Source organism: Mesorhizobium sp. M0040, assembly GCF_040323505.1.
In the GTDB taxonomy this organism is placed as follows: domain Bacteria; phylum Pseudomonadota; class Alphaproteobacteria; order Rhizobiales; family Rhizobiaceae; genus Mesorhizobium.
The window spans coordinates 276,086-297,652 of the sequence record NZ_JAMYVA010000001.1 but is presented as its reverse complement, the minus strand read 5'-3'; the positions used below and the strand labels follow the sequence as shown (position 1 = coordinate 297,652).

Below are 21,567 nucleotides of genomic sequence, written 5' to 3'. Positions count from 1 at the left end.
GGAGAACCTCTCATGGCGCAGAAGACGATCGCGTTCTTTCCGGAGGCCGCCTATGGCCCCGCGCTCAATTCCGTCGGCATAGCCCAGGCGATCGAGGCGCGCGGCCACAGAGCGGTGTTCCTGTCGGACCCCGGCTTCGTCGACGTCTACAAGGGCTACGGCTTCGAGGCTCATCCGGTGAACCTGTCCGAGCCGATGCCGCCGGAACAGATGGCCAAGTTCTGGGAAGACTTCATCAACGGCCACATCCCGAACTTCCGCAAATCGCCCTACGACCAGGTCGACAATTACGTGAAGGATTGCTGGACGGCGATTGTCGACAGCGCCAAATGGGCTGAGAAGGATCTGCCTGGCGTGCTTGCGACGATCAAACCTGATGTCATCTGTGTCGACAACGTCATCCTGTTCCCGGCAATCAAGCAGTATGGCAAGCCCTGGGTGCGCGTCATCTCCTGCTCGGAAAACGAGATCGAGGACGAGGACATCCCGCCACATCTGTCCGGCTGCGGCGAGAACGACCACGCCTGCCATCGGCGTTACCGCGACCATTTCAACGCCGTCATCAAGCCGATCCATGACGACTTCAATGCGTTTTTGAAAGCGAACAACGAAGCGCCGTATCCGATCGGCCAGTTCTTCGAGGCCTCGCCGTACCTCAATCTGCTGCTCTATCCCGAGGCGGCGAAGTTCAAGCGCCGCTATCCGCTCGACCCGGCAAAATTCCAATATCTGGAAGGCTGCGTGCGGCAGGAGAAGCCCTACACCGTGCCGGTTTTTGCGAAGAATAATGACGGGCCGCTGCTCTATGTTTCCTTCGGCAGCCTTGGCGCCGGCGATGTCGATCTGCTGAAGCGCATCGTCGCAACGTTGGGCAAGACGCGCTACCGGGCCCTGGTCAATGTCGGCGGCTACAAGGAGCAGTACGCGCAAGTGCCCGAAAACGTCATCATCGAGAGCTGGTTCCCGCAACCCTCGGTCATCCCGCAGGTCGATGCGGTGATCCATCATGGCGGCAACAACTCGTTCACCGAGTGCCTGTATTTCGGCAAGCCGGCCATCATCATGCCCTACGTCTGGGACGGCCACGACAATGCGACGCGGGTCGAGGAGACCGGCCACGGCTTCGGCATGCCGCGCTACGACTGGAGCGACGCCGAGCTCATCGCCAGGATCGAAACCTGCCTGACCGACGTGGCAATCAAGGCCAAGCTGGCCAAGACGTCGGCCCAGATGCAGTCGCAAAACGGCCCGGAGAAGGCGGCTGGGCTGTTGGCACAACTTCTATGAGCGCGATGTTTGAGATGCTGAGCCAAGGCACCCCCCTCTGGCCTGCCGGCCATCTCCCCCTCAAGGGGCGAGATTGGATGTCACCCCGGCTTTCGCCAATCACCAACGTCGAAGGAGTGAGCAGGGCGCCGGAGCTGCTAATCTCCCCCCTTGAGGGGGAGATGTCCGGCAGGACAGAGAGGGGCGCCGTAGAGCGAAGCCATCTCGAAAATGCGCGTCGCACCAGCGGAGCACCCGCATGACCGCGCCGCACCTCCACCAAGCCTCGACCCGCACCGACCTCGTCGACTGGGGCACCCAGCCCGACGCGCTGGAAGGCGCTTCGCACTCCACCGGCAGGCTGGTGCACAAGGGGCCGAACAACCAGCCGGAATCCGGCATCTGGGTCTGCACACCCGGTCGCTGGCGGCTGGCGATTCCGCGCGACGAATTGTGCCATTTCGTTGCCGGCCGCGCGACCTACAGATCGGACGACGGCGAGGTGATCGAGGTATCCGCCGCCACGGTTGTCATGTTCCCGGCCGGTTGGACCGGCGAATGCACCGTCCACGAGACCATCCGCAACGTTTACATGCTGGCCTAAAGCCGGCCACTGGAGCTCCCGACATGCCGACACCGATCATGAAATCGCCGCTCGCCCTCACCGACCTGGTCGACTGGGGCGTCATCCCCACCCTGATCGAGGGCGAATCCCGCACTTCCGGCAAGCTGCTGCACAAGGGGCCGGAGGGCCGCTCCGAATGCGGACTGTGGGTCTGCACGCCGGGCAAATGGCGCTGCCACGTCACCCGCGACGAGTTCTGCCATTTCCTCGAGGGACGCTGCACCTATGTCCACGAATCCGGCGAGGTGATCGAGATCGAACCGGACACCGCAGCGTTCTTTCCGCAGGACTGGAAGGGCGTCTGCACCGTCCACGAGACCATCAAGAAAGTTTACATGATCCGCTGAACCTTCTCGATAATTCTACCCTACCGGACACCTGACGCCGTTTTCTCCGCTTCCGATGCTCACGGACTTTAATGTCCGCTCCGCTTCGGTTCTCGAAAACCACGCCGCCTGTCTCGGCAGGGTGAATTCTCAAAAAGGCTCCGTGCACACGGGAGGACAGAATGGACTTTTCACCTGACCGGCCGACCTTCTTCGTCAATCCGGATTATCGGCCAATGACCGGTGCGGCAAAACCGGTGATCGATCCGGCGACGCTCGAAACCGTCGGCGCGATCACCGCAGCCAGCGACGGCGAGATCGACGCCGTGCTCACCGCAGCGACCAAGGCGCAAACGGCCTGGAAAAAGCTCGACGCCAAGAGCCGTGCCCGGCATCTGCACGCCGTCGCGAACGCCATCGAAGCGGCCGACTTCACGCGCTGCGCCGAGCTGATGGTGCACGAGATGGGCAAACCCTATCCGGAGGCGATCGGCGAGATCGCCAATTGCGCGCCGATCTTCCGCTATTACGCCGAAATGGCGCGTGACGACGCCGGCAAGATCGCCGGCACGACGCAGGCCGGTTCGTTCCAGTATGCCCGCTACGAGCCCTACGGCACGTCGGTGCACATCATGCCTTACAATTTTCCGATCCTGTTGATGTGCTGGACCGTCGCCGCCTCGCTTGCCGCCGGCAATGCCTGCGTGATCAAGCCCGCCGAAGCGACAACATTGTCGACGCTGGATTATATGACCGTGTTCCGCTCCCTGCCGGAGGGCCTGGTTTCCTGCATGCCAGGCGGAGCAGCAACGGCGCAGGCGCTGATCGCCTCGGACCGCACGCATGCGGTTGCTTTCACCGGTTCGGTCGCCGCCGGCAAGGCTGTCGCCGTCGCATGTGCAGAGCGCATGAAGCCTTGCGTCATCGAGGCCGGCGGCAGCGATCCCCTGATCATCAGCCAACACGCCCCACTGGACGTGGCGGCTGCCGGCAGCGTCACGGCTGCCTTCCATCTCACTGGCCAGGTCTGCACTTCGGCCGAACGGTTCTTCGTGGTTGATGCCGTTCACGACCGCTTCGTCGATCTGTTTGCCGAGAAAACGCGCGCGCTGCGTATCGGCAACGGCCTCGACAAAACCGAAATCGGACCGCTGGTCAGCGAGGCCGCGCGTGCGAAGGTCATCCGGCTGGTCGACGATGCGATCCGCAGCGGTGCCAAAGCGATCACCGGCGGACGCATTCCGCCGGCACATAATGTAGGCTGGTTCTACGAGCCGACCATCCTGACCGGCATCACCGCCGATATGGCAATCGTGCGCGAAGAGTGTTTCGGGCCGGTCGCCGCAATCTGCCGGGTCAAGGATTTCAACGAGGCGATAGAGCTTGCCAACGACAGCCCCTTCGGTCTCGGCGCCTCGGTCTTCACCACCGATCTTGCCGAAGCGCATGAGGCCGCGGAGCGGCTCGAGGCCGGCATGGTCTGGGTCAACAATCCGCTGATAGACAATGACGCGTTGCCGTTCGGGGGCTGGAAGGCTTCGGGCCTCGGCCGCGAGCTCGGCCGCCAGGGTCTGGATGCATTCCGCCGCTCGAAGATGGTCATCATCGACCACAGACCGGAGATTCAGGGCTGGTGGTATCCCTATCCTGACAGCTGGTTCCGCGAGGCAGGCGGGCGCAAGCATGCTTGACACGACTATCTTCGGGCGTGCTGCTAGCTAATTGTTTAGGATATCCGTCTCCGCCGAATGCAGCCATATCGGGCGTGGCGCTGTAGCCGAAGGCTGGTGAGGTCGGAATCAGAAAGGCCACCTGCGCTCAACGGCCATTCGCTCGGCGGACCCGCCAGATGACATTACCGACGTCGTCGGCGACGAGCAGTGCGCCAGTCTGATCGATAGCGACGCCGACCGGCCGGCCCATCGCCTCGCCATTACGCCCGATGAAGCCAGTGAGCACATCTTCCGGAGGACCGCTCGGTTTGCCACCATGGAACGGCACGAAGATGACCTTGTAGCCGCTGTGCACGCTTCTATTCCACGAGCCGTGCTGGCCGACGAAGGCGCCGTTGCCGTAGGCCGAACCGAGCCGCGCGCCTTTGGAGAAGGTCAGTCCCAGCGAGGCGGTATGAGAGCCCAGGGCGTAATCGGGCTTGATCGCTGCCGCCACGAGATCGGGGCGCTGCGGCTTGGCACGTTCGTCGACGTTCTGTCCGTAGTAGCTGTAGGGCCAGCCGTAGAAAGCGCCGTCACGAACCGAGGTCATGTAATCCGGCACAAGGTCGTCGCCGATCTCGTCACGCTCGTTCACGGCGACCCAAAGCTGGCCAGTCTCAGGATTCCAGGAGAGCCCGTTCGGGTTGCGCAGGCCCGAGGCGAAGACCCGAGTGCGGCGGGTAGACCGATCCACTTCAAGGACAGCGGCGCGGTTCTTCTCCGCGGCTATGCCGTTTTCTCCAACGTTGCTGTTGGAACCAACGGTGACATAGAGCTTGCGTCCATCCGGAGTTGCGATCACGTCCTTGGTCCAATGATGGTTGAGGTCCCCGGCCGGCAAGTCGATGATCTTTTCCGGCGACGTGCTGACTCGGGTCTGGCCATTGGAGTAGGGGAAAGCGACGAGCGCGTCGGTATTCGCGACAAAGAGTTTGCCTTTGGACAGCGTCATGCCGAAGGGCGAATTGAGGCCTTCCGCGAACGTCGTGCGCACATCCGCAATGCCGTCGCCATCGGTGTCGCGCAGGAGCGTGATGCGGTTGGCGCTTTTGGTCGCGGCGCCAGCCCGCTTCATAGCCAGGTCCATGAAGACCTTTCTAAGACTGAAGCCTTCGTCATGCTTGGCAGGGGCATTGGTTTCAGCAACCAGCACGTCGCCGTTCGGAAGCACATGTAGCCAGCGCGGATGGTCGAGGCCGGTGGCGAAGGCGTTCACTGTCAGCCCCTTCGCCGGGGTCGGCATACCTTCTTTCTGCCAGCCTTTCGCCTCGGCGATGTTAACAGTCGGGATCAGCGTCGGTCTTGGTTTCGGTAAAGTGGGGTTGGGGCCATAGCCGGTTATTGCACCAGTTTTTTGCGCCGGAATGCCAGCGCAGCTCGCCATGACGGTGCCCAACACCGCTACGAGTACGCTTCCTGGGAAGCCGGCATGCATCGGACGTCCTCCGCATGGATTTGTGTCGCGCTCTTTGTGCAAACGGAAGTCAGTGGCTTATTCTTCCAATTGCCTCGAAACAGCGGCGCTCGTGATCCCAGGGCCAGGAATTCGCGACAGATCTGCGCTCGGTAGAAATATGGCGCGAGAAGATTGTGGCAACCGCGCGAATATCTGTCGCGCAATATGAATCATGGGCCAACATGCGTTCGAATGGAAGGAGACCGTGAACGGCGGGACCCACAATGACCCACCGATTGCACCAGCTGGTGAAACAGCTGTTGTTGCTGCTTAGCAAGACGCTGCAAATCTGCTAAAGTCTGCGGTGGGAGGAGACGGATATCCAATCGCTGCCGATAGCACATCCAAGTGTAGCGAAGCGACACCCGGCGCATCACTTCCGCTCGCCTATTCCCTCGCGACGCTCTGCTGGCTCCTGTCGGCCGGCGTCTATATCGCCGCCAAGTGGGTTGCCCCCGAGATGCCGCCTTGGGCGCTCTGCTTCTGGCGGCTGACGCTCGCGTGCGCGATCCTGCTGCCTATCGTCCATCGTCATCACGGGGCGATGCTCGTGCTGATCCAATCCCGGGTGATCGAGGTGCTGGTCATCGGCACTATCGGGCTAACCTTGTGTCAGGGCATGATCTACACGGGCCTCAACTACACCAACGCGACAACCGCCGGCATCATCATGGCGCTGTCGCCGATCATGACCATGGTGCTTGCCCGCTTCGTGCTCGGCGAGCCCCTCGGTGTCTGGAAAGCGCTTGGAGCGCTGGTCGCTCTGGCCGGGATGGTGGTGATCGTGGCGCGCGGCGACCTTGCCGCGCTGATGCAGCTGCAGTTCAATCCCGGCGAGTTGTGGATCGTCGGCAGCGCGTTTTGTTGGGGCCTCTATACCGTGCTGCTGCGTCGCGCCAAATTCGCTATCGAGCTTCTGCCGATGGTGGTCCTGCTGCTGGGAGCCGGCGCGCTGGCGGCACTGCCCTTCTATCTCTGGGAACTGTTTTCCGGGGATCGTTCGGCACTGCATGCGAACGGCCTTCTGGCTCTCGCCTATGTTGCCGGCCCCGGCGGCGCTCTGATGTACTATCTCTACAACCGTAGCGTCGAGACGCTTGGTGCGGGGCGCGCCAGCATGCTGCTCTATCTCCAGACCGCCTTCGTCGCCGTTCTCGCTTATCTGGTCCTTGGCGAAAGCTTGCACGACTACGATCTCGCCGGCGCCGCCTTCATCATCGCCGGCCTGCTGCTCGCCACCGCGATCAAGCCGAGGCAGCGCACGGTGCGTGTCGCGTAGGCAAACATCAGTTCCGCTGCTTCGGCGAGCAGCTCGCAAAATCAGAGCGCCACCCGAAGCAAGCCGGGTCACTGAAGCCGGCTGTTGTGGCGCAGCACGAGGCCGACCGCGCCGAGCAATGCATCGTTCTCCGTGTGCTTGCCAACGATTATCCGCGTGCGCAGCGCAGGCGCCACATCGCGGGACTTGATGAGCGTGTGGCGTTCATATGATGCGATCAGTGGCGCCAGGAGAATGTCGCCCGCCAAGGCCATGCGGCCGCCGATGATGATGAGCGGCGGATTGAGAACCGAACCGATCAGGCCAAGGCCACGGCCGGCGAACTCGGCGGTGTCCTCGATCATCCGCAGCGCCCTCACGTCGCCCTGCTCGGCCATCATGATCACGTCGTCCATCGTGACCGACCGCCGCACGATGCGCGAAATCTGCTCGAGCGGTCCGGCAAAGCTGCCATAGAGCTCCAGGCATCCTCGATTGCCGCACCGGCAAAGCTCGCCGCCGGGATCGATGCTAATGTGCCCGAATTCGCCGGCGCCGCCGGCGATGCCGCTCACCAGCCGGCCATGCTGGACAATGGCCCCGCCGACGCCCAGATCGATCTTGAACAGCACGAAATCGTCCTGGCCGACGGCCGCGCCCCACATCAGCTCCGCAATGGCCGAGCAGTTGCTTTCATTGTCGGCGAAGATCGGCTGTTCGAGAACCGGCCCGAACACATCGCGGATGTTGACCCCGGCCCAGGTCGGAACGATACTCGCGCGCAGCACCACTCCTTCGCGGCTGACTGGGCCCGAGACGGAGACCCCAACCCCCAGGAGCCCCGCCATCGGCAGACCGTTCTCTTCGTAGCATCGGGCAATCACTGACTTGGCGAGCTGGGCCGCCTGTTGCGGCTGGTAGTCCAGACCCATGGGGATAGTTTGTTCGGCAATGAAAGAATGCGAAACGTCAGCGACGACGCACCGCATCTCGTCGAGGGCCAGATGGATGCCGACGCAAGTGCCTGCGGCGGGATTGAGCGTCAATGTCATGGCAGGCCTGCCGATACCCCTGGCCGAGTCATGATGGGCCGAGGATTCGATCACCATCCCAGACTTTCTCAAGCCGTTGAGCGCGGTTGAAACCGTCGACCGCGCCAAACCGGTAATGCGGGTAATTTGCGACGCAGAAAGCACGCCGCGCTCGCGCAGGCATCGGACGATCAGGCTCTCCGGCGACGCGGACGGCCTGTCGATCAGCCAATTTCTAAGCGAAGGTTTGTTCATGATGGGCACAAAGCACGTTGACTGATAGCCCAAATATGTCATCTTGGAAAGAACGGAGATTACTGAATCTCGCCGGCCACGACCTCAAATCGCGGGCCACAAGCGGTCGATACGAACCGTGCATCACATATGGGAGTGAAACGATGAAATACCTGAGGACGGCCTTTGCGGCCGCTACCGCCTTCACCTTGATTGCCGGAACAGCCCTCGCGGAGCCGAAGACCAACCTCTTGCATCAATGGGCCACCGGATCGGACGCCCAGGCTATCGCCAAGCTCGGCGAGATGTTTACCGCCAAGGGTGGCACCTGGCAGCAGACCTCCATCGCAGGCCATACGGCCAATACCCTGGCCAAACTGCGTGCTGATGTGATCGCCGGCAACGCACCTCCCGCTGTGCAGCTCAAAGGCCCCGAGATCGCCGAATGGAACGAGACGGGCATGACAGCCAATCTCGACGACCTGGCGAAGGCGGAAAATTGGGAGAAGGTCGTCGCTCCCGAATTGCTGCCGGTGATGAAGCCGACCGGGAATTGGGTGGCCGCGCCGATGAACATCCACCGCATCAACTGGCTGTGGGCATCGCCGAAGGTCATGAAGGACGCGGGCGTCACCGAGATGCCGAAGACATGGGCGGAATTCAACGCCGCCTGCGACAAGATCGTGGCCAGCGGCAAGATCTGCATTTCGCACTCGACCGCCGACTGGACCGACTCGACCGTCTTCGAAGTGGTCGTGTACGGTCAGGACCTCGATCTCTACAAGAAAGCTTTCGTCGAGGGCGACGTCGATGCCATGCGCAGCGACGGCATGGTCAAGGCCTTCGAGCAGTTTCGCACCATGACCTCGAAGTACATGGACCCCGGCATGAACGGGCGTGACTGGGATACCATGTCGCATCTCGTCGGCCGCGGCGAGGCCGCCTTCCACATCATGGGCGACTGGACGATCGGCCTGCTGACGGCCGGCGGCTTCAAGGAGGGCACCGACTATGTCTGCGCTCAGGCGCCGACCGATTGGGGCAAGCCCGGTTTCATCTTGAATTCAGACTCCGTCGTGTTTTTCAAGCAGAAGGACCCGGACTATATCGAGGGACAGAAGCTGCTTGCCAGCATCATCCTGTCGCCCGAATTCCAGACCATTTTCAATCAGACCAAAGGGTCCATTCCGGCCCGCCTCGACGTCGATCTTTCGAACGGCTTCAATCCCTGCCAGCAACTCTCGCAAAAGGATCTGCAAGCCTCGATCGCCGCCGGCACGCTCGTGCGTTCGATGGCGCACAACATGACGGTTCCGCAAAAGGTCCGCGGCGCAATAATGGATAGCATCACGGAGTTTGTAGCAACGCCGGATATGAGTGCGCAGGACGCGGCCAATGCGATGGCGGATGCGGCCGAAGCGCAGAAGTGACGCTGCCGATGATGGCCGGGGGCGAAGCTCCCGGCCAGACCTCGCCGGAGCAGCCCGATGTCCACCCATGATCTGATTGTACCAGCCGCAGCTGCCGCGGCCCGTCCGTGGCGCGAGCGCCTGGGCACGATGGTGCCCATTCTGGTGCTGGCGCCGTCGATAGCGGCGAGTTTCATCTATGTTTTCCTCTTCACGCTCTGGACACTCTACATCTCGCTGTCCAATTCGTCGCTGTTGCCGACCTATGGGTTCGTCGGCCTGGACAATTACGCTTCGCTCTGGGCAAACCGGCGCTGGAACATCGCCTATACCAATCTCTTCCTGTTCAGCGGCTTCTATATCGTTGGCTCGATGGCCGTTGGCCTGCTGCTCGCGATCGCGATCGACCAGCGCGTCCGCGGCGAGGCGGCTTGGCGCACCATCTTTCTCTACCCGTTGGCGGTGTCCTTCATCGTCACCGGTACGGTGTGGAGCTGGCTCTATAATCCTGTCGACGGTATCCAGGCCTTCGTTCGCGGGCTTGGCTGGACCGACTTCAGCTTCGCCCTGACGGCCAACCGCAACACTGCGATCTATGCGGTGATCATAACCGGTATCTGGCAGTCGTCCGGCTTCGCAATGGCACTTTTCCTGGCCGGTCTGCGGTCGGTCGATCCGGATCTCGTCAAAGCCGCGCAAATCGACGGCGCGTCGGTTTTCCGGACCTATCGGAGGGTCATCCTGCCAACCATCGCTCCGATATTCCTGGCGGTGGCGGTCATTCAGATACAATTCGCCATCAAGACCTTCGACCTGGTGGCGGCGTTGACGCGAGGCGGCCCAGGTGTGTCCACCACCTTCCCCGCCATCTATGTCTACGACCTGATGTTCCAGCGCGGCCAAATCGGCGAGGGTGCCGCCGCGGCGATGATGATGCTCGCGGCGGTCGCGGTGGTGCTGGTGCCTTACTCGTTGTGGATCGTCTGGCGCCGGCGGGCGGAGGGCCGCAATGGCTGAAATTGCTCCCGATGCCAGCTTTGATCCGGCCCGCCCCAATCCGACCGGCTTTGATCCGGAAGCTGCCGCGGCCACGCGCCGGCATTTCTGGAGCCGCTTCCTTGTCTATGCCGTGCTGACGCTTTTCGCGATCGTCTATCTCGTGCCGCTACTGGTGGTGATCTTCAACTCATTGCGCGAGCAGTCGGAGATTGCCCGCAACGGCCTCATCTCCGTACCGCGCAGCTTCCGGTTCGATGCGTGGGCGCAGGCCTGGGGATCCTACTGCGTCAGCGGTACCTGCGAGGGCATGAAGCGCAATTTCTTCAACTCCCTGGCGATGACGATCCCCGCCACCATCATCTCGACCATTCTCGGCGCCATGAACGGCTACATCCTCTCCAAATGGCGCTTCAGGGGCTCCGAACTGATCTTCAATCTGATGCTGCTCGGCGTATTCATGCCCGGCCAGATTTCCCTGATGCCGTGGGCGTTCCTGCTCGGCAAGCTCGGCCTGACCAATTCCACATATGGGCTGGTGCTGATCCACGTCGTCCAGGGCATCTCGTTCACCACCCTGTTCTGCCGCAATTTCTACGTCAGCATACCGGACGACCTGATCAAGGCGGCACGCATCGACGGCGCCGGCTTCTGGCGGATCTTCCGCAAGATCATCCTGCCCCTGTCGCCGCCCATCCTGATCGTCACCGTCATCTGGCAGTTCACCGGCATCTGGAACGAGTATCTGTTCGGCGTCGTCTTCACATCGGGCCAGCAGCAGCCGATCACAGCGGCACTGGTCGCGCTCACGGCCGGCGGCACGACCGCACGTGCTTACGATGTGATGAGCGCAGCCGTGCTGATCGGCGCGTTGCCTCCGCTGCTGATCTACCTGTTTGGTGGAAAATACTTCGTGCGCGGCCTCACCCAGGGCGCCATAAAATGAGGCGTCGCCCATGTCCGCGTTGATGATCCGCAACCTTCACAAGAGCTACGGCTCGCTCGAGATTCTTGCCGGCATCGATCTCGAGGCTAAGACCGGAGAATTCGTCGCCCTTGTCGGCCCGTCGGGTTGCGGCAAGTCAACCTTGCTCGCCATGATCGCCGGACTGGAAACCGTCACGTCGGGCGAGATATGGATCGGCGACCGGCTGGTGAACTCGGTGCAACCCAAGGACCGCGATATTGCGATGGTGTTCCAGTCATACGCCCTCTATCCCACCATGACGGTGCGCCAAAACATCACCTTCGGCATGGAGAGCCGCGGCGTGCCAAAAGCGGCGCAGGCGGAAGCTGTCCAGCGCGTTGCCGCACTCCTGCAGATCGAACAGCTGCTTAAACGCAAGCCCGGCCAGCTCTCGGGGGGCCAGCGGCAGCGCGTTGCGATGGGACGTGCCCTCGTGCGCGACCCGAAGCTGTTTTTGTTCGACGAGCCCTTGTCCAACCTCGACGCCAAGCTGCGCGTCGACATGCGTACCGAAATCAAGAAGCTTCACCATCGCGTCGGCAAGACCACGGTGTATGTCACCCACGATCAGGTCGAGGCGATGACGCTTGCATCCCGCATTGCGGTGATGAACCAGGGCTCGGTACAGCAGTTCGACACGCCGAAGCGGATCTACGACCGGCCGACCAACATGTTCGTTGCCGGTTTCATGGGATCGCCGGCGATGAATTTCATTCCCGCCCGGCTTACGGGCTCGACCAGCATCTCGGTACGCGCCGCTGACGGCAGCGACGCCAGCCTCGCCCTTGCCGCGCCGATGCCCGCCGGTGCGCCACAGGACGTCGTGCTCGGTATCCGGCCGGAACACATCTACCGTTTCACGACCGATCTGAAGTCGCGCAAACCTGCTGTGGCGTCCATGCAGGCGCCGGTCGAATTGGTCGAGCCTACCGGGGCCGAGACGCTTGCCGTGCTCAGGCTGGGTGACCTGGAGATCACCGGCCGTTTCGAGCCGGATGACGCTCCCGTCATGGGCGAGACGATAACGCTCGGCATCGACATGTCGCGTGCCTGTCTGTTCGATCCAACAACCAAGGCGCTTCTGTAGTTTGATGTCCGTACAATTCGCGACTTATCCGAGCTTGACCGATCGGGTCGTGCTGATCTCCGGCGGCGCCTCCGGCATTGGCGCCGATATGGTCCGCGCCTTCGTGGCGAACGGCGCCCGGATAGCCTTTCTCGATGTGCAGGACGAACCAGCGGAGGCGTTGGTGCGCGAGCTCGCTGGTGCCGCCGGGCAGGCTCCGTTATATCTCCATTGCGATGTGACCGACGTCGATGCGCTAAAGGCGTCGGTAGCAGGCGTGCGCGCGCGGCTTGGTCCGGTCGCCGTCCTGGTGAATAACGCAGCCAATGATCAGCGCCATCCCATCGACGCGGTAACGGCCGACTATTGGGACCGCAGCTTCGACGTCAATCTGAGGCATCACTTCTTCGCCGCGCAGGCAGTGCATCCGCATATGAAGGAACTCGGCTTCGGCTCGATCATAAACTTCTCCTCCATTGCCTGGCGGTTCGGAGCGGACCAGATGGTGGCCTATGCCACCGCCAAGGGGGCCGTGGTGGCGCTGACGCGTGCGTTGGCGCGGTCGTTCGGACCGGATAACATCCGCGTCAATGCGATCGAACCCGGCGCCGTCATGACCGAGCGGCAGCGCGAGCTGTGGTTCAAGACGCAGGAGGCAGTCGACCAGACGGTGCAGCGGCAATTGATTCGCCGCGTCCTGCTGGGCGAGGAGATTGCACGCACCGTGCTCTTCCTGGCGGCCGACGACAGCCGCATGATCACCAAACAGTCCATAACCGTCGATGCCGGTCTGCGCTAGTGACGCCTCTCCGCTCTCCATTGGAACCGCCAAGCTGATGTTTCGTCTCGGCCTCAACCCTTACGGACTGACCTACTATCTCGGCCTGCAGGGCCGCGGCACGCCGCGGCACAATCCGGACGGCGTGGGGCTGGAAGGCTTCATCACGCTGGCGCAGGAACTGGGCGCACGCACGCTCGAGATCTACGAACCCTGGTTGACCGACTTGACTGACGCCGAAATCGTCGCCCTGCGCAGGCGTCTTGCCGCGCTGGACATCGTCCCGGTGGTGAGCGGCGGACTTCTAGTGGCAGGTCCGCTGGACAACGCCTTTCGGGCTGCGCGCCTGCTCGAGGCGACGACGATCCGTATCGCACTGACGCCTGTCCTGTGCGGCGACCGCAATGCGTGGGGTCCGAAATGGAGCGAGTTCAACGCAACGATTCGCGCTGCCTTGACGGAATGGGGGCCGCGTGCGGCGGCCGAGGGACGCGTGCTCGGCATCGAGAACCATCAGGACTTCGGCAGCGACGAACTGGTTGCGTTCTGCGAACTCGGCGGGCCGGGTGTCGGCATCACCTACGACACCGGCAACACCTTTCCTGTCGGCGAGGCGCCGCTTGCCTTCACGCGCCGGATCGCGCCCCATGTCCGCCACGTTCACCTCAAGGACTATCGCGTCCAGTTCACGGATGAGGGCTACCGCCTGGTCCGCTGCGCGATCGGCGACGGCGCCGTGCCTTTCGCCGAACTGGCAGCCATCCTTGGCGAGCACCACGACACGCTGACGGCGGTGCTTGAGCCCGGCGCGCTGGAGGCCCGTCACGTTCGCTGTCTCACCGACGACTGGTGGAACGGATATGCGCCGAAGACCGCCCGCGAATTCGCGGCCTGCCTGAGTGCTGCGCGCCTGAACCGCCTTGCGGACGACGCCGACTACCGCACGCCATGGGAGCGCGATGATGACGGTGCGCTCGTTTCGTACGAGCTCGACATGATCCGGCGCAGCGCCGCCAACATGATGAAATTCGATTTCATTGCAATGGAGAAATCAGCATGACTGCCCGAGAACTCAGCGGCCTGACCGCCTTCGTCACCGGCTCGGGACGCGGCCTCGGCCGCGTGATGGCCGACCGCTTGGCCGAACTTGGCGCAAACGTCGCGGTCCACGACCTCGATTGGGCCCGGCCATCTCAATATGGCGAATTCGCGGACCTCGGCGACTCTGCCAGGGGCTTGGAGAAGCATGGGACGCGCATCACCGCGGTCACCGGCAACATCGGCGACAAGCAAGCTGTCGCGGAAATGAAGAGGAAGATCGAGGCGGAGCTCGGCGACGTGCACGTCTTGGTAAACTGCGCCGGCGGCGACATCGGCGCCAAGGGCGTCAAGCCCAATCCCAACAACGCACTGGACATCGACTACGAAGACATCAAGGTTCTAACCGAGAACAACCTCATCGGCACGATGCTGGTCTGCCAGGCGTTCGTTCCGCCGATGGTCAAGCGTGGCTCAGGCTCGGTGATCAACATCGCCTCGGCGGCAGCGCATATCGGATGCTCGCCCGAGGTGGTCTACTCGACGCTCAAGGCGGCTGTCGTCCATTATACGCGCTGCCTCGCCAAGGAACTGATCGACGATGGCGTACGCGTCAATGCGGTGAGCCCCGGCGCCACCAAGACGGCACGGTTCCAGGCGAGCCGTGTGGTCGATCCGCAGCGCATGGATTCGAGCAAGAAATCGCTGAACCGGTATGCGGAGCCTGAAGAGATCGCCGAAGCGGTGGCCTTCCTCGCCGGTCCGCGCGCGCGCTTCATCAACGGGCAGGTAATCCGCGTCGATGGCGGTTTCACGATCTTTCCAGGTTAGGCCGCGATCGTCCATACCGGGTACCGGAAGCAACTTCGCCATCGCGCGCTGTAGATAGCTCCGCCCGAGTTCGGCCAGAACTATGCACTGCATTACAGTCGGAGCTTGACAAAAACTGCGGTATAGCGGGTATATTAATCGAATAATATGACGCCATCCATTGTGAGGAAGGCGGGTGGCAAACCAGGGAGGAGACCAAGATGAGCCGCTACAAGTCAGTCGGATTCCTGCACGGCATGGTTTTGGGCGTGGCCCTGACGACCGCGACTGCGGCCCATGCCGAGACGTTGACGCTCTATTGGAACGCCGGCCACGCCTATCAAGCTTATGCCGATGCAATAGCAAAGTTCGAGGCCGATCATCCCGGATGGTCGGTGCAGTGGGAGAAATTCCAGTGGCCGGATATGCGCACCAAGCTGGTGGCGGATTTTGCTGCGAAGAGCCCGCCCGATCTCGTCGCCGAACCCGGCGGCTGGGTGCAGGAATTCGGCCAGCGGAATCTGCTGCGGCCGCTGAACGACTTCATCGAACAAGACGGCAAGGCGATCGGCTATCCCGACGACTGGCAAGCCTATTCCGTCGAGCGCAACAAACTCGGCGACCAGTACTATGGCGTCCAGATCCACCTCACCTGCGCCACCCTCGTGTACAACGTCGATATGCTTAAGCAGGCGGGCTTCGACGCGCCGCCTGCGACCTGGGAGGAGTTCCTGAAGGTTGCCAAGGCGACGACGACCGGCGCCCGCTTCGGCTTCGCTCCCAACCCGAGCATCGGATATTATTCGTCGTGGCTGCTGCAGAACGGCGTAAGCTATTACGATCCCAAGACAAACAAGGTCAATCTCGACAGTCCTGAGGCGATCGAAGCGATCCAGTTCCTCGCCGACCTGATCCACAAGGAAAAAGCAGCGACCAAGCCGGCGGCGGGTGCTGACTATGAGGGTCCGCAAAAGCTGTTCACGGCCAACCGGGTCGCAATGATCATAACCGGTCCGTGGGACGTGAAGCCGATCCGCTCGGGCAACCCGAAGCTCAACTGGGCGGTTGCGCCATCACTCAAGCACAAGGTGCAGGCGACGTTTGCGGGCGGCGTCAGCGTTATGATCCCTAAGGACGCCAAGCACCCGAAGGAGGCCTGGGAGTTGTTGAAGCGGCTCGTCGCGCTCGACACGGAACTGGCGGCTACCAAGGAAGCGGGCATGACGATGCCGCGCAAATCCTGGGCCGAAAACGCCGAGGTTCAGGCCGATCCGGTCATCGGCAGCTTCAGCAAATGCCTGCCTTACGCGCAAGACGTCACCGCCGAGCTGCGCCTCACCGGCAAGCACGCGCGAATCGAGAAGCTTCTGCAAAGTGCGCTCGAGGATATCATCTACAATCAGAAGCCAGCAGCCGAGATTATGCCGAAATTCGCGGCCGAGGCCAACGTCATCCTGGCCAACAACTAGGCCGATGTTTATCAGCGGCAGCACCGATACGGCCGATACGGACATTCGCGTCGGCGCGATGCAGACCCGGCGAGCTGCCCGCTTCAGCCGGCGCACCAGACAAACGCTTCTCGCTTACCTGCTGCTGTCGCCAGCAATCCTCTATTTCTCGGTCTATTTCTTCTATCCGATAGGACTGGAGTTTTGGGCGAGCCTGTACAGCGGCCAGCCGCTGATCGGCGAGAGCCGATTCGCCGGACTGGACAACTACGTTGCTGCCCTCGGCGACGCGCGCGTTCGGCGGTCGCTCTTCGTGACGCTGGCCTTCGCGATAGGCGTCACCGCGGCCAGCATCGCCATTGGCCTCGGACTGGCGGTCGTGCTCAACCGGCCGATCCCGGGGCGCACTCTGATCCGCGCAATCATCTTCTTTCCCTACATCACCTCCTTCGTGATCGTCGCGTTGATGTGGCAGGCAATTCTCGATCCCTACACTGGCATCTTGAACAGCTTCCTTGCCGAGCTTGGGCTGCCGACCCAGAATTGGCTCGGCGACACCTCGACCGCGCTGCCGACCCTCATCGCCATCACGGTCTGGAAGGATGTCGGCTATGCCATGCTGATCTACCTCTCCGCGTTGCAGTCGATCCCGTCCGACTTCTATGATGCCGCATCCATCGACGGCGCCACACCGACGCAGCAATTCCGCTATCTGACCTGGCCGTTGTTGACGCCGACCACGCTGTTCATCGCGGTCGTCAGCACGATCAGCCAGCTGCAGGAGCTGGCGCCGGCCTACCTGATAACCAAGGGCGGACCGGCCGACGCGACGCGGTTCTTCAGCCTGCACGTGTTCGAGGCAGCCTTCTTCGAGCTCAACATCGGCTACGCCTCGGCGCTGTCTTTCCTGATGTTCCTGCTGATCCTGGCCATCACCTTCGTTCAGTTCCGCCTGCTCAACCGCGAAACCACCTATTGAGGTTGGCATGACATTCGCAAAAACGCTCCCGTCCTACCTACTGCTGCTCTTCTGCGTGGCGCTGTCGATCTTTCCGTTCCTCTACATGCTTTCGCTGTCGCTGCAGAGCGATGCCGACGTCTTCAGCGGCATTCCGATTCTGATCCCCGAGACGTGGCAATTCACGAATTACATCGACATCTGGCAGAAGGCGCCGTTCGCGCGTTTCACGCTCAACAGCTTCATCATCGCCGGCGGGATTACCTTCCTCCATCTGATCTTCGATCCGTTGATCGGCTACGTCTTCGCGAAGATGGAATTCGCCGGTAAGCGCGTCATGTTTGTCGCGGTGCTGTCGACGCTGATGATCCCATTCTTCATCCGCATGATCCCGCTCTATGTGCTCACCGCACGGATGGGATGGCTCAACACCTATCAGGGCCTTATCCTTCCATTCGCCATGAGCGCCTACGGAATCTTCCTGATGCGGCAGTTCATCCGTCCGATTCCCGACGAGTTGCTTGACGCTGCACGGATGGACGGCTGCTCGGAACTCGGCCTTTACTGGCGCATCGTGCTGCCGCAGGTCCGTCCGGCACTGGCGACGCTGGCCCTCCTCACCTTCGTGTTCCAGTGGAACGAATTCCTCTGGCCGCTGGTCGCCGTCAACACCACCGAAATGCGACCGATCACGACGGGACTGACGCTTTTCAACCAGGAATTCTTCACCCAGTGGAACCTGACGGCGACGGGCGGGATCATTCTCTTCATCCCGAGCCTGCTGCTGTTCCTCTTCACGCAGCGCTACTTCGTCCGCAGCGTGATGCTGGCAGGCATGAAATGACCATTCGGAGGCATTGCACCCTATGACGTCCCGCCGACCGAACGTGATCGTCTTCTTCACCGACCAGCAGCGTTGGGACACCGTTGGTGTCCATGGCAATCCGCTCGAGCTTACGCCAAATTTCGACGGCCTCGCCGGGACCGGCACGTTCGTGGCGAATTCGTTTACCTGCCAGCCCGTTTGCGGACCCGCCCGCTCCGTGTTCCAGACGGGGCGGTACCCGACCATCACCGGCTGCTACCGCAACGACATCCCACTGCCGAAGAGCGAGCGTACGCTCGCGCATCATTTCACCGCGGCAGGTTATGACACCGCCTACATCGGCAAGTGGCACCTGGGGTCCGCCGAGCCGGTCACCCAGGAACAACGCGGCGGCTATCGCTACTGGCTGGCCTCCAACATCCTGGAGTTCACTTCCGGCCCCTTCGACACCGTCGTCCACGACAATGAGGGCAAGGCGGTGAAGCTGCCGGGATACCGCGTCGATGCCCTAACTGACGCTGCAATCCGCTATGTCGCATCGAGGGAAGACGAGCCGTTCTTTCTATTCCTGTCCTTCCTCGAGCCGCATCACCAGAACCAGACGGACAACTACCCTGCCCCGCTCGGATACGAGGACAGGATCCGCAAGAAGCTCGCCATTCCCGGCGATCTCGCCGCACTTGGCGGCACGACAGCCGAACATTTCCCCGGCTATCTGGGCATGGTCGCACGCCTCGACGAGGCGTTTGGACGGCTGATCGAGGCGCTCTACAGCCTTGGCCGGCTTGACGACACGATCATCCTCTTCACCTCCGACCACGGATGTCACTTCAAGACCCGCAACAACGAATACAAGCGTTCCTGTCATGAGGCGTCGATCCGCGTGCCGACGCTATTCCACGGCCCCGGCTTCCAGCGCATCGGCACATATGAAGGCCTGGTCAGCCTCGTCGATCTCGCGCCGACCCTGCTCGCCGCGGCCGGCCTGAAAGTGCCCAATTCGATGCAGGGCGTCTCGCTGCTCGACGCACTGCAGGGCGAACGGCCGCCGCGCGACGAGATATTCATTCAAATCAGCGAGCACCATGTCGGCCGCGCCTTGCGCACCAGACGGTGGAAATATGAGGTCGAGGCACCGGGAAAAGACGGCTGGCGGGATTCCGGCAGCGATTTCTATGTCGAGGCGAGGCTCTACGACCTCGATGCCGATCCAAACGAACTAACCAATCTCATAGCTTCGCCCGATCACGCAGAGACGCGTGCATGGCTGCGAGGCCGCATCGTTGCCCTGATGGTGGAGGCCGGCGAGGCAAGGCCCGAGATCCTTGCCGCCGGGCATGGAAGCTGGAATGAAATCCGGCTGAGCGACAGCTGATCATGTCACGTCGCGCAGCGGATCCAACAATGCACGAGAGAAATTCCGATCGCAGAAAGGCGCCGACCATGGCCGATGTCGCCCGGCGCGCCAATGTATCGACCGCTGCCGTGTCGTACCTGCTCAGCGGCGACAGCACGCGCCTGAAGTTCGTCGGCAAGGAGGCGCGGCAGCGCATCCTCGAGGCCGTCGCTGAGCTCAACTACGTGCAAAACCGCACCGCGCGGCAGCTGCGCCGCCAGCAGGCCGAGCGAATCTGCCTTGTACTGCCTCGTCTCGGCGTGCCGTTCAGCGACCGGATCGCGCAGGATATCCAATCTGGAGCGGCGCTGAGGGGATTTTCGACAATTATCACCGCGGGAGACACCTTCGAGCGAACCGACCGGATCGTGAGGGAAATCGAGAGCGGGCTGGCAGACGGCATTATCGCCGACTGGCAGCATCTCTCCGAGCCCGAGGTGATGCTCTTGGCCGCGCGCCTGGCGGCCGCGGGCCGGCCAGCGGTGATCTTCCATCCGACCATCGAGCCGGCAGGCTTCTCGGTTGTGCGCCAGCATACCGGCAGGGCCGTCTTCGAGGCACTCGACTACCTCTACCGAGCCGGCCATCGCTGCATCGCCTATATGATGCATGAGCAAGCGGTGGACGGGAGCCGTCTCGCCGCCTATCGCAGCTTCCTGCAAGCACGCGGCCTTCCGCTGCGAGACGACCTGGTGATCGGCGGTGCAGAGGCGCGCAAGGCTGCGTTTGCCAATGCTACGGCGCTGGCCGCCCGCAAGGATCGGCCGACCGCGCTTTTCGTCGAATCCGATCTTGCCGCCGTGACCGCCCTGCACGCATTCGAGGAGGCCGGCCTCTCCGTGCCCGGCGACATTGCAGTCATCGGTTGCGGCAATATCGACGAGGGCGAATTCAGTCATCCGGCATTGACGACAATCGGCCCCGAAACTGCCCACTACGACCATCTTGCCGATCATCTGATCTCATTGATCTCGGCAACACCGGGCGCAATACCTACCCTTTTCAGCGTTTCGTGGCAGTTGGTCCGTCGCGCGTCCGCATGAGCAGGATCGCCGCTATTTGACGCCCACGCTTTCAGGCCAGAGGACCTGGATTTCCTTTGGCAGCGCATCCCGCACCTTTGCCGACTGGCCAAGGTCGATATGCCGTGCAAGCACACGCAGCACCGAGCGTGCCGCATCCTCGGGATCGACAGAACGGGTCGATTTCAATTCATCGGCGATGTGTTGCAGGAACGTCTCGAGCGAGCGTGTCTTGTCGGGCATGTCGGCGGGCCGATAGCGATCATAGTAGGCGCCCCGCACGAGCAGCGGCAGTTCCGCTCCCAATTTGGCCGCCAGTCCGATCTGCAGCCCGTCCCGAAGGGTTCGCAGAACGGCGCCCAACGTATGCCAGGCGACGTGTCGATCCGGACCAAGATCCGCCATGATCTCGTCTAGCCAGATGTTTGTTATTTGCAGCGTTTTGTCAAAAACGTCCAAGCCGGTTGCGCTCATCGTCGCCTCCTCGAAAGGTTCTAGGGGCGAAACGGCGACCGGAGATTATTGTTTCGTGGTCCTGTGAAAATCGCCCTGGCAAAGCGGCGGAAACCGGTTCGGTCGGAGAGCCTGTCGGCGTCAGGTCTGCTCGACACTCTGCATCTGCCGGATTTCGGCGATCTGCCGGAAGCGGCCGTTTTCCACCACGTTGAGTGCAGTCACAGCGGCCAGATTGTCGCCCTTTTCATCCCACCGCACCGGCTCGCGATAGGCGATTCCCCTGAAACGGATATCGCGCACCGCCGCCAGAACGTCGCGCCGGCTCGGATATCCCTTGGATACAGTGCTGGCGTCTTTGATCGCGGCAAGGAGAAGGCAGGCCGAATCGTAGGCATTCACGGCATAATTGCGCTTCGGCTTCACCGCCCGAGGATCTCGCCGGCTTCGGCGAGCGTCGCTTCCAAGCAATCCCTTCGCGCGTCAACG

Annotated in this window: 21 protein-coding genes; 17 read left to right on the top strand and 4 right to left on the bottom strand. The window is 62.1% G+C overall.

The genetic code is table 11. The features are described 5' to 3' along the window. Positions 1-12: 12 nt before the first annotated feature. From NKJ91_RS01405 to NKJ91_RS01390, 4 genes are all read left to right on the top strand, one after another. Entirely contained in the window at positions 13-1,287 is a 1,275-nt protein-coding gene (locus NKJ91_RS01405) for a glycosyltransferase (RefSeq protein ID WP_352454152.1), read from the top strand. A 238-nt stretch (positions 1,288-1,525) separates the two neighbouring features. Continuing rightward, the gene (locus NKJ91_RS01400; RefSeq protein ID WP_352454151.1) at positions 1,526-1,870 is read left to right on the top strand and encodes a cupin domain-containing protein; all 345 of its coding nucleotides are present in this window, start codon (positions 1,526-1,528) and stop codon (positions 1,868-1,870) included. Between the two features lie 23 nt (positions 1,871-1,893). Then, a complete protein-coding gene (locus NKJ91_RS01395; RefSeq protein WP_352452935.1) occupies positions 1,894-2,238 on the top strand; it encodes a cupin domain-containing protein in 345 nt (114 codons plus the stop codon). A gap of 161 nt (positions 2,239-2,399) precedes the next feature. Continuing rightward, a complete protein-coding gene (locus NKJ91_RS01390) occupies positions 2,400-3,908 on the top strand; it encodes an aldehyde dehydrogenase family protein (protein ID WP_352454150.1) in 1,509 nt (502 codons plus the stop codon). 127 nt (positions 3,909-4,035) lie between these two features. Here NKJ91_RS01390 and NKJ91_RS01385 read toward each other — a convergent pair whose 3' ends face one another. Then, positions 4,036-5,367, bottom strand: coding sequence for a PQQ-dependent sugar dehydrogenase (locus NKJ91_RS01385; protein WP_352454149.1), 1,332 nt, complete (start codon positions 5,365-5,367; stop codon positions 4,036-4,038). A gap of 346 nt (positions 5,368-5,713) precedes the next feature. On the opposite strand from NKJ91_RS01385, the gene NKJ91_RS01380 reads away from it, so the two are divergent. Next, on the top strand, positions 5,714-6,667 hold the full coding sequence (locus NKJ91_RS01380) for a DMT family transporter (protein ID WP_502903544.1): 954 nt from the start codon (positions 5,714-5,716) through the stop codon (positions 6,665-6,667). Positions 6,668-6,735: 68 nt separating this feature from the next. On the opposite strand, the gene NKJ91_RS01375 is transcribed toward NKJ91_RS01380, so the two are convergent. Further along, complete coding sequence (locus NKJ91_RS01375) at positions 6,736-7,932, bottom strand: ROK family transcriptional regulator (RefSeq protein ID WP_352454148.1); 1,197 nt, start codon at positions 7,930-7,932, stop codon at positions 6,736-6,738. A 143-nt stretch (positions 7,933-8,075) separates the two neighbouring features. Here NKJ91_RS01375 and NKJ91_RS01370 point away from each other — a divergent pair, with 143 nt between their 5' ends. The 12 genes from NKJ91_RS01370 (at position 8,076) to NKJ91_RS01315 (ending at position 20,646) form a co-directional block, all read left to right on the top strand. Continuing rightward, a complete protein-coding gene (locus tag NKJ91_RS01370; protein WP_352454147.1) occupies positions 8,076-9,341 on the top strand; it encodes an ABC transporter substrate-binding protein in 1,266 nt (421 codons plus the stop codon). A gap of 57 nt (positions 9,342-9,398) precedes the next feature. Beyond that, entirely contained in the window at positions 9,399-10,337 is a 939-nt protein-coding gene (locus NKJ91_RS01365; RefSeq protein WP_352454146.1) for a carbohydrate ABC transporter permease, read from the top strand. Then, positions 10,330-11,262 carry a carbohydrate ABC transporter permease gene (locus NKJ91_RS01360; RefSeq protein ID WP_023675507.1) on the top strand — a complete coding sequence of 311 codons (933 nt, stop codon included), beginning with the start codon at positions 10,330-10,332 and terminating at the stop codon, positions 11,260-11,262. Before NKJ91_RS01365 ends, NKJ91_RS01360 begins: the two co-directional genes overlap by 8 nt. A 10-nt stretch (positions 11,263-11,272) precedes the next feature. After that, on the top strand, positions 11,273-12,370 hold the full coding sequence (locus NKJ91_RS01355) for an ABC transporter ATP-binding protein (RefSeq protein ID WP_352454145.1): 1,098 nt from the start codon (positions 11,273-11,275) through the stop codon (positions 12,368-12,370). 4 nt (positions 12,371-12,374) lie between these two features. After that, the gene (locus tag NKJ91_RS01350) at positions 12,375-13,148 is read left to right on the top strand and encodes an SDR family NAD(P)-dependent oxidoreductase (RefSeq protein WP_352454144.1); all 774 of its coding nucleotides are present in this window, start codon (positions 12,375-12,377) and stop codon (positions 13,146-13,148) included. A gap of 37 nt (positions 13,149-13,185) precedes the next feature. Continuing rightward, entirely contained in the window at positions 13,186-14,187 is a 1,002-nt protein-coding gene (locus NKJ91_RS01345; RefSeq protein WP_352448127.1) for a sugar phosphate isomerase/epimerase family protein, read from the top strand. After that, positions 14,184-14,996 (top strand): SDR family NAD(P)-dependent oxidoreductase, encoded by an 813-nt coding sequence (locus tag NKJ91_RS01340; RefSeq protein WP_352448128.1) that lies wholly within the window; start codon positions 14,184-14,186, stop codon positions 14,994-14,996. Before NKJ91_RS01345 ends, NKJ91_RS01340 begins: the two co-directional genes overlap by 4 nt. 200 nt (positions 14,997-15,196) lie before the next feature. Then, positions 15,197-16,444 carry an ABC transporter substrate-binding protein gene (locus NKJ91_RS01335; RefSeq protein WP_352454143.1) on the top strand — a complete coding sequence of 416 codons (1,248 nt, stop codon included), beginning with the start codon at positions 15,197-15,199 and terminating at the stop codon, positions 16,442-16,444. 4 nt (positions 16,445-16,448) lie between these two features. Further along, positions 16,449-17,402, top strand: coding sequence for a carbohydrate ABC transporter permease (locus NKJ91_RS01330; RefSeq protein ID WP_352454142.1), 954 nt, complete (start codon positions 16,449-16,451; stop codon positions 17,400-17,402). Between the two features lie 7 nt (positions 17,403-17,409). After that, positions 17,410-18,225: a carbohydrate ABC transporter permease gene (locus NKJ91_RS01325; protein ID WP_023675500.1), complete on the top strand. Its 816-nt coding sequence runs from the start codon at positions 17,410-17,412 to the stop codon at positions 18,223-18,225. A gap of 22 nt (positions 18,226-18,247) precedes the next feature. Then, a complete protein-coding gene (locus NKJ91_RS01320; protein ID WP_352454141.1) occupies positions 18,248-19,582 on the top strand; it encodes a sulfatase family protein in 1,335 nt (444 codons plus the stop codon). Between the two features lie 68 nt (positions 19,583-19,650). Continuing rightward, entirely contained in the window at positions 19,651-20,646 is a 996-nt protein-coding gene (locus NKJ91_RS01315; protein WP_352454140.1) for a LacI family DNA-binding transcriptional regulator, read from the top strand. A 12-nt stretch (positions 20,647-20,658) separates the two neighbouring features. Here the strand turns inward: NKJ91_RS01315 and NKJ91_RS01310 are convergent, their stop codons facing one another. Both NKJ91_RS01310 and NKJ91_RS01305 read right to left on the bottom strand, forming a co-directional pair. After that, complete coding sequence (locus NKJ91_RS01310; RefSeq protein ID WP_352454139.1) at positions 20,659-21,099, bottom strand: DUF2267 domain-containing protein; 441 nt, start codon at positions 21,097-21,099, stop codon at positions 20,659-20,661. 120 nt (positions 21,100-21,219) lie between these two features. Then, positions 21,220-21,504 carry a hypothetical protein gene (locus NKJ91_RS01305; RefSeq protein ID WP_352454138.1) on the bottom strand — a complete coding sequence of 95 codons (285 nt, stop codon included), beginning with the start codon at positions 21,502-21,504 and terminating at the stop codon, positions 21,220-21,222. Positions 21,505-21,567 lie beyond the last annotated feature (63 nt).